Origin of the sequence: Clostridioides sp. ES-S-0190-01 (assembly GCF_020658275.1) — a bacterium.
In the GTDB taxonomy this organism is placed as follows: Bacteria; Bacillota; Clostridia; order Peptostreptococcales; family Peptostreptococcaceae; genus Clostridioides.
Genome location: NZ_JACVWA010000051.1, coordinates 1 through 12,024, shown reverse-complemented (window position 1 = coordinate 12,024; position 12,024 = coordinate 1). Strand labels below are relative to the sequence as shown.

The 12,024-nt window shown below is 27.7% G+C and carries 11 protein-coding genes and 1 pseudogene; 5 read left to right on the top strand and 7 right to left on the bottom strand.

Features of this window, described 5'->3' with window-relative positions; all coding sequences use genetic code 11:
* Nucleotides 1-430: DUF4116 domain-containing protein (locus IC214_RS20180; RefSeq protein ID WP_227845152.1), on the bottom strand; the 430-nt coding region annotated here is incomplete at its 3' end.
* A 765-nt stretch (nucleotides 431-1,195) separates the two neighbouring features.
* Between IC214_RS20180 and IC214_RS21290 the strand changes: the two are divergent.
* Nucleotides 1,196-1,330: pseudogene (locus IC214_RS21290) on the top strand (zinc ribbon domain-containing protein); the annotation flags it as partial.
* A gap of 176 nt (nucleotides 1,331-1,506) precedes the next feature.
* On the opposite strand, the gene IC214_RS20170 reads toward IC214_RS21290, so the two are convergent.
* Nucleotides 1,507-2,028, bottom strand: coding sequence for a DUF4116 domain-containing protein (locus IC214_RS20170; protein WP_227845153.1), 522 nt, complete (start codon nucleotides 2,026-2,028; stop codon nucleotides 1,507-1,509).
* A gap of 627 nt (nucleotides 2,029-2,655) precedes the next feature.
* Between IC214_RS20170 and IC214_RS20165 the strand changes: the two genes are divergently transcribed.
* The 3 genes from IC214_RS20165 (at nucleotide 2,656) to IC214_RS20155 (ending at nucleotide 3,301) form a co-directional block, all read left to right on the top strand.
* Entirely contained in the window at nucleotides 2,656-2,889 is a 234-nt protein-coding gene (locus IC214_RS20165) for a hypothetical protein (RefSeq protein WP_009899328.1), read from the top strand.
* The gene (locus IC214_RS20160) at nucleotides 2,879-3,058 is read left to right on the top strand and encodes a hypothetical protein (protein ID WP_227845154.1); all 180 of its coding nucleotides are present in this window, start codon (nucleotides 2,879-2,881) and stop codon (nucleotides 3,056-3,058) included. Before IC214_RS20165 ends, IC214_RS20160 begins: the two co-directional genes overlap by 11 nt.
* 72 nt (nucleotides 3,059-3,130) lie before the next feature.
* Nucleotides 3,131-3,301 (top strand): hypothetical protein, encoded by a 171-nt coding sequence (locus tag IC214_RS20155; RefSeq protein ID WP_227845155.1) that lies wholly within the window; start codon nucleotides 3,131-3,133, stop codon nucleotides 3,299-3,301.
* Nucleotides 3,302-3,483: 182 nt separating this feature from the next.
* On the opposite strand, the gene IC214_RS20150 is transcribed toward IC214_RS20155, so the two are convergent.
* Both IC214_RS20150 and IC214_RS20145 read right to left on the bottom strand, forming a co-directional pair.
* The gene (locus IC214_RS20150; RefSeq protein ID WP_227825262.1) at nucleotides 3,484-4,335 is read right to left on the bottom strand and encodes a DUF4116 domain-containing protein; all 852 of its coding nucleotides are present in this window, start codon (nucleotides 4,333-4,335) and stop codon (nucleotides 3,484-3,486) included.
* Between the two features lie 307 nt (nucleotides 4,336-4,642).
* Entirely contained in the window at nucleotides 4,643-5,530 is an 888-nt protein-coding gene (locus IC214_RS20145) for a DUF4116 domain-containing protein (RefSeq protein ID WP_227825263.1), read from the bottom strand.
* Between the two features lie 166 nt (nucleotides 5,531-5,696).
* Here IC214_RS20145 and IC214_RS20140 point away from each other — a divergent pair, with 166 nt between their 5' ends.
* The gene (locus IC214_RS20140) at nucleotides 5,697-5,882 is read left to right on the top strand and encodes a hypothetical protein (RefSeq protein ID WP_227825264.1); all 186 of its coding nucleotides are present in this window, start codon (nucleotides 5,697-5,699) and stop codon (nucleotides 5,880-5,882) included.
* 258 nt (nucleotides 5,883-6,140) lie between these two features.
* On the opposite strand, the gene IC214_RS20135 is transcribed toward IC214_RS20140, so the two are convergent.
* From IC214_RS20135 to IC214_RS20125, 3 genes are all read right to left on the bottom strand, one after another.
* Nucleotides 6,141-6,881: a DUF4116 domain-containing protein gene (locus IC214_RS20135; RefSeq protein WP_227825265.1), complete on the bottom strand. Its 741-nt coding sequence runs from the start codon at nucleotides 6,879-6,881 to the stop codon at nucleotides 6,141-6,143.
* Nucleotides 6,882-8,644: 1,763 nt separating this feature from the next.
* Entirely contained in the window at nucleotides 8,645-11,749 is a 3,105-nt protein-coding gene (locus IC214_RS20130) for a hypothetical protein (protein WP_227825266.1), read from the bottom strand.
* A 157-nt stretch (nucleotides 11,750-11,906) separates the two neighbouring features.
* The coding region (locus IC214_RS20125) for a transposase (RefSeq protein ID WP_227866131.1) at nucleotides 11,907-12,024 on the bottom strand (118 nt) is incomplete at its 5' end.

Sequence of the window (12,024 nt, the reverse complement as noted above, 5' to 3'; positions counted from 1 at the left end):
TTTTAGCAGTTTGATTATTTACAAATACTAAAGCCAATCCATTTTGTCTTACTGCCTCAACACATATTTCTTCTGTCTGTTCTTTTACATATTTTAAAGCATTTCCATTCTGCTTTACCGCTATAAGGCACATTTCCTCTGTTTGATTTTTTACATATTTAAGTGCATATACAGTCTCTTTTACAGCTTCAAGACATATCTCTGGTGCTTGGAATTTCACGTACTTTAAAGCCATTCCATTTTCTTTTACTGCTGTAAAATATAAATTATATATCTGTTCTTTAGTTAAATTAAGTTCATTAAATCTTATATCTTTAAGTAATCTACCATCTCGTTTTACTGCCTCTATACACATCTCATAACTTTGTTCTTCTGCATTTATCAAATCCCATGGATAATTTTTTATCATATCTAAATCTATACATTTCATTTAATCTTTCCTCTTTTCGGTTATATTTTATAATACTTTATTTTATTTATTATATTATTTTTCAATTATATTTATAATAAGTATATCATTTTTGTTGATTATATGAAATATTACAAGTTGATATATATAGTGCTATAATTAAATTTATTCTGAGTTAATTGATACATCTTTTGGAATACCTACATTATTGTTTTTAACTATTAGTTGGGATAGAATGACTTATGCCCTTAACACTACGTGTATTTAAAAGTTGAGATAATATTGTGTTTTATATAAATAATATAATATTTATAGTATTAATTAGTTATATAACTATAGTTAAGTGCATATAACAATATATATTAATAATAAGTATTTTCTTTTTGAAAAACTTCAAATCCATAAAGGCTCATTCTAAAACTACATTATTAAATATTAATTTAAAGAACTAATATTTTTATTGTAGAAAGGGAGGTGCTTTTATGCATTTATTCAGATTCTTGTACATAACTCTTAGTGGAGAAGACTTCTGGAGTTTTGCCATTTTGGTATATGTACTTTATAAAACTGTAAAACACTGCTTAAAATAGCAGTGTTTTTTATTACAGGTAAATAATTTATAATAAATTTTAATATTCTTGTTATTCTTTGATAACTATATTATATTTTATTGTTTATATGAATTATTGTAAATTTATTTATATAGTGCTATAATCAATTTATCAAAGATAGGCGAAATACTCTACCTTACTTGCGTTGAGGATGGAGATGCAAGCCTAAAACATTAGAAATAGAGATATAAAAAACTTAACACTTAGAAGGTTGGTTTGTCCAGGCTGTAATACACAACATGACAGGAATATAAATGTCAGTATAAATATACTAAAAGAAGGATTAAGATTAGAGCCTATGAATGCTTAGTGAAAATGGCTTATTTACAACTATCAAACCTTAACACTATGTGTGTTTAAATTAGGATAACTGACATAATGAGAAAGCTTCAAGAATAGATTAAACCTTAACACTACGTGTATTTAAACAATGCCAATAAAAGTGGTTAAAAAAAGCTATCTAAATTAACAGATAGCTCTTTTATATTATTTAAATTGTTCTAAAAAATCAACATAAACTTGTCTATGAACATTTATTCCTCTCTCTAAATCAAACCCTCCATCTGTATTATAAATTCTATATATAAACTCTTCAAGGTCTATGTCTTCTTGGCAACCTACTGTAAATAGCCACTTACCATTTTCCTTTATTGCCATTACTTCTTTAGCTTCTCCCTGCTTTTTTAAATATTTAATATTAAATATATTTTCATATTTTTCTTTATCTTTAACATATTTAATTGCATATTTATCTTGTTTCAACGCTTCTATACATATCTCTTCTGTTTGTACTTTAACATAATCTAAGGCCTCTCCATTTTGTCTTACTGCTATAAGGCATAGTTTATATATCTGTTTTTTAGTTAAATTAAGTTCATCCCACCTTACATCTTTAAGTAACAATCCATCTTCTTCTATAGCCTCAATACACATCTCATAAGCTTGCTTTTCTGCAAATTCCAAATCCCATGGACAATTTTTTATCCTATCTAAGTTCACTTCTCTCATTTAATCCACCTCTTTTTTATTTTTAACAATCATTATTAAAGATATATTTTTTAAAATTTATATAGTGATTATATTCTATTCCTTTTTGTTTTTTATAATTATTACGATAAATTAATAATATTTTTATTAATTTATTGAAATTATATTATTTTTTATTTTTTTATATTTTATTTTATAAAATTTAACTTTTTTTACTAATAAAAATTAATATTTTATAAAAACTCATATTACTATAAACATTCCTATTGATATTTATTTCTCTAATCTATAAGTTAATTCATTTTCTTTATCCACTTTATTAAATTTAAAAGTAACGTTTTTACTTAGGTATTCCTTATGACTTCTACTCCTCGAAATATCATATTTTTCATTTAATACCATAGTTTTAACCACTTTCTCATTTTCATCTAAAAAAAGTATATAACTAAAGTTATTTTTGGGTACTCCAGAATTAAAAGCCCTAATATCTCCTTTTTAATATTATTTTTTATAGAAATAGCATTAATATATTATTTGAAATCACAATAATTATACCATTTTTGTTGACTATATAAAATATTGATATTAAATTTATTTAATGATATATTTAATATATCAGAGGATTAATACTTATTAAAGGAGATAACTATGGATATCCAAACACTTAAACATAGAACGAAATTTAAACTGCCTATTTACTTGGGAGAAGAAATTATTACTGTTATTGAAGTGTATGAAGTATTTAATTTGATTGAAGTTAAGCTTAATGGAGAGGATGAAACATTTGTTGTAGATATAATCACTTTAAAAGAAGAAAGCTATAACGACAAAGGGATTCCTTTAAATTTAATAAAAAAGGAGAAAAATTATTATGTTAAATAGAGATAATACTGGAGAATTATTATTAAATAAATTAGATTTAGAAATATTTTTAAGTGATTTATTTTTTAAGTGTAAAAATGAAAATGAGCTTGAGTGGTTAGAGCAAACTATATTAGATTATATTGACCTGGTTAAAGATAAAGTAATAGATAATTATATAGAAAAATAAGAGATAAAATAAAAGATATGAAAAATAAAACTGGAATAAATAATATACAAGAATTTAATATTAGGGGGTAAAATGGCTAATATATATTGTGAAAATTATGATTGTAAAAATTACTTTGAAGATATGTGTATGCTTCAAAGAATTGAAATTAATAACTTAAAAGTATGTGAAAGCTACGTTGAAGGTAAAAATGAGCTATACCAATTAGAAATGAGTTTGGAGAAGACTACAGAGCAAAAATAATAGAAATAATAAAACTAAACTTATTAATAATATAAATTGTAAAGAAGCTATCTCAAGATAGATATAAGCCTCTTTTTCGATATTTAATCTCTGTATAACTAAAGAGTTATCAATTTAGATAACTCTCTTTACATTATTAATCCTAAATGTCTTTAATATTAACATAAATTTGTAAGAATGCCTTATTTAAATTGTTCCAAGAAATCAAGATATATTTGTCTATGAACATTTATCCCTTTTTCTGGATCAAACCCTCCATCTGTATTATAAATTCTATATATAAACTCTTCAAGGTCTATATCTATTTGGCAACCTACTGTAAATAGCCACTCTCCATTTTCTTTTATTGCTATTACTTCTCTTACTTTACCTTGTTCCTCTAAATATTTAATATCAAATTCTTCTAAATATTTATCTTTCTCTTTTACATATTTAATCGCATATTTATTTTGTTTTAGAGCTTCTCTACATATTTCTTCTGTCTGCTTCTTTACATACCTAATAGATGGTCCATATTTTCTTACAGCCTCTATACAAACCTCTTCGGTCTTCTCTTTTACAAATATAAGAGATAAACAATTTGCTTTTACTGCTTCAAGGCAAATCTCTTCAGTTTGATTCTTTACATATTCTAAAGCTTCACCATCTTGTCTTACTGCCTCTAAACAAATATATTCTGTTTGATTTTTTACAAACTCCAAAGCATATCCTCTATTTCTTACTGCTATTAGGCACATTTCCTCTGTCTGATTTTTTACATATTTAAGTGCATATACATTCTCTTTTACAGCTTCAAGACATATCTCTGGTGCTTGGAATTTCACGTACTTTAAAGCCATTCCATTTTCTTTTACTGCTGTAAGATATAAATTATATATCTGTTCTTTAGTTAAATTAAGTTCATTAAATCTTATATCTTTAAGTAATCTACCATCATATTTTACTGCCTCTATGCACATCTCATAAGTTTGTGTTTTTGCATTTTTCAAATCCCATGGATTCCTTCTTATCCAATCTATATCTATACATTTCATTTAATTTTTCCTCTTTTCGATTATATTTTTACAATACTATTTTTTAATATATTATATTATTTTTCAATTATATTTATAATAAGTATATCATTTTTGTTGATTATATAAAATATTGTAAGTTGATTTACATAGTGATATAATCAAATTTATCCTAAGTTAATTGATACATCTTTTGGAATACCTACATTATTGTTTTTAACTATTAGTTGGGATAGAATGACTTATGCCCTTAACACTACGTGTATTTAAACAACACCAATAAAAGTGGTTCTAAAGAAGCTATCTAAATTAACAGATAGCTTCTTTACTATTCAAACTCTTTTAGGAAATTAAGATATATTTGTCTATGAACATTTATCCCTTTTTCTGGATCAAACCCTCCATTAGTATTATAAACTCTATGGATAAACTTTTCTTTAGTAATATCTCTTTGACAACCTACTGTAAATAGCCATCTTCTACCTTTCTTTATAGCTATTACTTCCTGAGCACCTTCTTGTTCCTTTAAATATTTAATCATATTTTCATATTCTTCTTTATTTCTTATATATTTAATTAAATGTTTATCCTGTTTTAATGCATATAAACATATCTCTTTAGTCTGTTCTTTTACATATTCTAACGCCCATCCATCTTCTCTAACTGCTTCCATGCATATTTCTGGTGTTTGTTTTTTTACAAACTTAAGTGCTTTCCCATTCTTTTTAACTGCCTCTATACATATCTCTTCTGTTTGTACTTTAACATGTTTTAAGGCTAATCCTCTTTCTCTTACAGCCTCTAAACATATTTCTTCTGTTTGCTCTTTTACATATTGAAGTGCCCATCCATTCTCCCTCATTGCTTCTAAACAAATATCTTCTGTTTGTACTTTAACATACCATAAAGCTTTACCAGCTTGTCTTACAGCTTCTATACATATTGCTTCTGTTTGCTCTTCTACATATTCTAATGCTACTCCACATTCTTTAACTGCTTCCATACATATTTCTTCGGTTTGGTTTTTCACATATTTCAAAGCTAATCCATTTTGTCTCACTGCTATTAAACATATTTCTGGTGTTTTATTTTTTACATACTCTAAGACTAATCCATTTTCTCTTACAGCATTAATGCACATCTCATATGTCTGTTTTTCTGCATTTATCAAAGACCATGGATGTTCCTTTACCCAATCTACATCTATTTTTCCCATTTAACTCTCCTTTTTCAATCTTATTTTTATAATACTATATTTCGATTTATTATAGTATTATTTATTTTCCTTTATAATTATTGTACATTTTATATTGACTATATAAAATATTGAAACTTGATTTATATAGTGATATAATTAGTTTATCCCAATCTAATTGATGCAGTTGGAAACTATAAAAGAAGAAGTACAAGAATCTGTTTTAAAAGGAAATTTTAACATTAAAGATTATACAAAGTTTTATGTAAATGAATTAAGATTTACTGAAGTTGTTTGTATTGACATAGAGGAAGAATTTCAAGATTTTATTAATGCTTGTACAAAACAATATATGCCAGTTACTTTTGATTAAACCTTAACACTATGTGTATTTAAACCATGCTCCACCTCCTACAATATATAAGTTTTGAGTTATTAAACCTTAACACTACGTGTATTTAAATAGAAGAAGCCTTTCTAAATAAAATAGCTACAGTTAATTAAACCTTAACACTTTGTGTATTCAAACTAACGATTTGTATTTATTTTATTGTTACTTATATTAATTAAACCTTAACACTATGTGTATTTAAATAACGCCAATAAAAGTGGTTAAAAAAAGCTATCTAAATTAACAGATAGCTCTTTTTGAATTATTAAAACTTTTTAAAAATTTAAGATATCTTTTCCTATGAGTATTTATTCTTTTCTCTGGGTCAAATCCTCCATCTGTATTATAAATTCTATCAATAAAAGTCTCTTTAGTAATATTATCTTGGCATCCTACAGTAAATAACCATTCTCCATCTTTTTCTATTGCTATTACTTCACTTGCATTTCCCTGCTCTTTTAAATATTTAATATTAAATTCTTCTAAATATTTTTCCTTATCTATTACATACTTAATTGCATCTTTATCTTGTTTTAGAGCTTCTCTACATATCTCTTCTGTTTGGTTTTCTACAAATTGTATTGCCAATCCATCATGTCCTACTGCTTCCATACATATTTTTGGAGTCTGTTCTATTACAAATTCTAAAGATAAGTAGTACTCTCTTACAGCTTCTATGCATATCTCTTCTGTTTGTTCTTTTACATACTCTAAAGCTAAACCATTTTGCTTGACTGCAATTAAACATATCTCTTCTGTTTGTTCTTCTATATACTCAAGTGCATTACCATCTTCATTTACTGCTTTAAGATATAGGTTATATATCTGTTCTTTGGTTAAATTAAGTTCATCCCACCTTACATCTTTAAGTAACAGTCCATCTTCTTCTATAGCCTCAATACACATCTCATACGTTTGCTTTTCTGCAAATTCTAAATCCCATGGATAATTTTTTATCCTATCTAAGTTCACTTTTTTCATTTAATTTTTCCCCTTTTAAAATTATATTTTATAATACTTTTATTCATGTTTAATATATTATTTTTAAATTATTTTTATAATAAGTATAACATTTTTATTGTTTATATAAAATATTGTAAGTTGATTTATATAGTGATATAATTAATTTATCCCGATTTGATTGGTATATATGTTGAAATATCTACATTATTATTTTTATCTGTTAATTGGGATAAAGGACTTAGCTTAGTTGAAATGTAGTAATTTTAAGTATTTATTGATTTTACAAATAGATTCTTTATAGCTATTGAACTTTAACACTATTTGTATTTAAACGATAGACAAGTACAAGCATTAGAGAAATTAAACCTTAACACCTTGTGTATTTGAACGCATAAGTAAGAGTAATCCACTTGCAATGAGATACAATTAAACCTTAACATTATATGTATTTAAACAGCATATTAAAACTATTCTGTAACTAAAACTAAGTAATTCAACCTTAACACTATGTGTATTTAAAAGAAGCTAATCGCTTCGCATCTACATTTTTATTATGTATTAAACCTGAACACTTTGTGTATTTAAACTACATAACATTAAAAAATACAATTTTACGAAGTGATTAAACCTTAATATTATGTGTATTTAAACATCGTTACATAAAGTACATTAGCAATAGAAATCAGATTAAACCTTAACACTATGTGTATTTAAATAACGCTATATTTTTAAAAGAAACAGATTTTCTTACTAAAATTAGACCTTAACACTATGTGTATTTAAACCCTTGCAGACCTGTTATAAATGCATAAACGAGTTGATTGAACCTTAACACTATGTGTATTTAAACACTATATACTTCATTTAGCTTAGTATTCATCATTAAACCTTAACACTTTGTGTATTTAAATACTGTATAATTGGAATATTAAAAATTAAACCTTAACACTTTGTGTTTAATATAAAAGAAGCCTCTATAGCAATTATGGAAGCTTCTTTAACTTCAAACCCCATATTGTTTATTTTTATAAATATTTTTATCAATAGCAACCACCAAAAATTGTTTATATAAAATATTGTAAGTCAATTTATATAGTGATATAATTAAATTATCCCAAGCTAATTAATATAGCATTTGAAATATCTACATTCTTATTTTTAACTATTAGTTGGGATAAAAAGCTTATAGGAATTGAAACTACTGAATTGTAAGCATTTCTTAATTTTAGAAATGGCTTGTTTACAGTGATTAAACCTTAACACTATGTGTATTTAAATGTAAAACGGTTTCCTAAATTGTGGGGGTGAACTTCTATTAAACCTTAACACTATGTGTATTTAAATCAAGATAATCGAAAGAAGAATTTGCATCTATTGATATTAAACCTTAACACTATGTGTATTTAAATTGTTATTATTTCCTCCGCTTTCTGTACTATTTAAATATTAAACCTTAACACTATGTGTATTTAAATAAGTATTTTTGAAGGTGTGAAAGATTGTAGGTTTAAATTGAACTTTAACACTTTATGTATTTAAACATGTGGGATGACACCAACGATCACATTGTGCAATAAATTAAACCTTAACATTGTATGTATTTAAATTCAATTATACAAACGTAACCTGCATAACTGTCTGCATTAAACCTTAACACTATGTGTATTTAAACTATTCTACTGTTATGTCCAGCTCGTACCCATATCCAGATTAAACCTTAACACTATGTGTAAAAAAAGAAGCTTCTATAATCTCTATAGAAGCTTCTTTTTTTATCTTTCTTATTGTACTATATGGTCATTAGTGTCGTCCCACATACTGCCTCTAATCTCAAATTCAAGATTCTTTTCATCGCACAGCTTCTCTTTGCTCTTAGCAGTTCCAACCCCTGTAAGCTCTGGAGTCCAAACATCTAAGCTATAAAATCCGTCTTTTGTATTAGTCCCAGTGTAAATTTTAATAGGTTCTTCCACTCCATTTTTAGATTTTTTCTGCATTGTATATCTTAAAACTGTCTTATCTGCATTTGTACTTACAACTGTTACATCAAAAACTTTTTGGCTTCCAAAAATTCCTGTTGCAGATAAGGTCTTCCCATCTGCTGTTTTTACATATATATCTTTATAAATGTTTGGAGCCATATTCTGGTTTGTTACACTTAATCCTTTACTTGTACTTGTATTTCTTGTATCCCAAGCTTTTGGCTGTCTCGTTAAGGCATTCGTATTATATTCCACTACTACGTCCAGCTCGTACCCATATCCAGCTTTAATTTTTGCTTTTTTTCTATCTGCTACTTTAGTTAAATCTACCCAACCATAACCTTTATCTGTTGTATACTTACTCTTAAATTTAACAGATTTTATATTATATTCCTCATAGTAACTTTCGTTTTTTGTCTGGCTTGTTCCATTTGTATATCTGTAAAAATCGTATTCTCTACTTGCATCAAATTTTTTGTATTTTATATATTTTCCATTATAATTTAATGTTTTATGTGCTACATTCCAATTATTTTCTGTATTAAAAATGCTACAACCACCACTTGCAACTGGATTTATTGGAGGCAATTGTGTAGAGTAATTACTTCCTTTATTGTTTGCTTGTGTATTAAGGTCATTTTCCCAAAAATGTTTGTCTGCATTTGCATATACATTTACATTTAATTTCTTGCTACCACTTGTTATTGCAGTAATAGGTACTTTTATTTCCCTTGCTATGTCTTTGTTACTTCCTTTTTTTACATGGTCCGTAAACTGTAAAATTTGTCCATTTGGAAGTGTTATATGTGTTTTAATATCTGTTTCGAAAATTGGTGTTTGGCTCGGTGCTATTACATCAACATCATATTTCACTCCAAGTGTAATAAAACTGTCTTGGATAGGTCTTTCTTTGTCGTTGTACACTTTTACGTTGCTTACTTTTACATCATAATTGTAGAACCATTTTTTCTGTGCTGTATTATTACCTTTATTTAAATCTACAGAAACTGGAGCATTTACAGCAATTGTAGCTTCTGCACGTGGTACTTCCCACACAAAATATGGTGTTTCAAAATTCCAGCTCTCTCCTTTATCTACTCCATAAAGATTTAAAGTTTTACTATTTTTATATAGTTCACTTCCACCTTGTGGTAGGTATCTTTTTGCAGTCCAGTTAAATTTAAATGCTTTTTTAACTCTGTATCTTGTCGTATGCCCTTCACTGTCTGTTTTTGTTTGCCAGAACTCTTTAGAAGGACCATGGTAATCTACTATATATCTTATCTTATATTCTTCTCCTGGCTTCATGTAAAGGGCTTCTTTTCCATTTTTATCTATCATTTTTATATTGTTTACTTTTAAATCCCCAGGTTGTTCTTCTTCCTTACCTTCTACACCTGCAACTACATGCCCCCAGTCATTCGTTTGGTCCAAATTGTCTGTTTTATTATATACATCCCCTATGTATCCAGTAACTCTAAAAGCGGTTTTTGTATCTGCAGGTACTGTTACTTCTTTTGTTAATGTAACTGTTTTACCTGCTTCTATAAATCCCCCTCCTTTTAAAGTACCTTTAGTACTATTGCTTGGATATTTTTGTGTATAATCATTTTTTGTAGCATTATTATCCGTTGCCGTACCAACATCTATAGTATTAGGCATTGTTTTTGTAGCAACATCTCCATTATTTTTTATAGTATATTCTACCTTGTATTTTTCTCCTGGTGTTACTGTCCCTTTTCCTACAGTACTTGTATTACCACTATCATCTCTTTTAAATTGTTTTAAGACTGCCCCACTTTTATCTATTAGCTTAATATCACTAATAGTCACATCCTGTGACTGTTTTACATTTATTGGTGCAACTATAGTGTAGGCATTTAAACTACTTTTTCCTTTAAAAGTTTTATCATTCCAGTTTTTTGTTTTTACCCTATACACTCTAAAAATTGGAGTTTCTTTCCTTGGATCCGTTAAAAGACTAAGGCTGTCCATCCACACATCTGCACTTATATTACCTCCACTTACTTTTTTGCTTTGTTTATTGTTGTTTGCTACTTGTATTAAAGTACCATTTTTAAATTGTGGGTCCTTTTTAAGCAGTCTCTCTATGGCATCTTTTTTCTTTTCTTTGTATGCCACGCTATTATTGTACTCTAACCAACCGCCAAATTTTTTGCATCCTTCACCCTGCCATAATATTCCAAAATCTGACATATGTGTTTCTGTCCCAGAACCATCACAAGAAAAATATGGGTTTGTTATAACCTCTCCACGCAAGTTATATCCTAAATATCGCCATTCTCCATCTTTATCAAATCTGGCATCGTAGTTGTTTGTAACGTTGTCATTTGTCGACATTTGATACTTTTTGCGACCTTGGTAGTTAGGTTCTACATTTACCTTAGAAAAATTTGTCTGGCTTCCATTCCAATTTAAGTTCCAGTATCTGTTTCTGTAGCCAGATGTAAGAGTAGAATCCATTTTCGTGTAAAAATTTTCTTTTGTGCCGTCTGCGTCTGGAGATTTATAAACTTTCCCATCTTTATCCGCATATTGCTCGTAATACAATAAGTCAAATCCATATCCACTCTTAATTGCACTTCTGACTTTACCACCATCTTTTACGTAGGTCCTTCCACCTCCACCTACATATGCCCCATCCACATCTCCAAAAAGCGGGTTTTTGGACATTATCTGGTTTTTATGGAATTCTCCTTGTTGTGGTCTTCCATTTGCATCTTGCGTAGACATATCCCAAGTAATTCTACTGTTTTTTATTACAGTATCTCCTCCCCCTGAATCATCTCCACCCCAAGCGGAAGATTTTAGGGAATTTATATTAAATACTGTTAGTAACCCTAATAGAGCCAAAACAGGTAAAGTTATCTTTTTTATATTCATTATTTTCACTTCCTCCTAATTTTTTTATTTTATATAATATAAAGCTACTCTGTTTTTTATAACTTTTTTACATACTATTGTTTATTTGAACTACTCCACCTTAACTCCCCTTGGTAGCGTTTGAAGGTGGAGATTCCTATTCGATAGTACTTTTGTACTAAGCATTCATAGGCTCTAAGGGCTGTTCCATCCCCACTAATCTTAATCCTTCTTTTAGTATATTTATACTTGCATTTATATCCCTGTCATGTTGTGTATTACAGTCTGGGCAAATC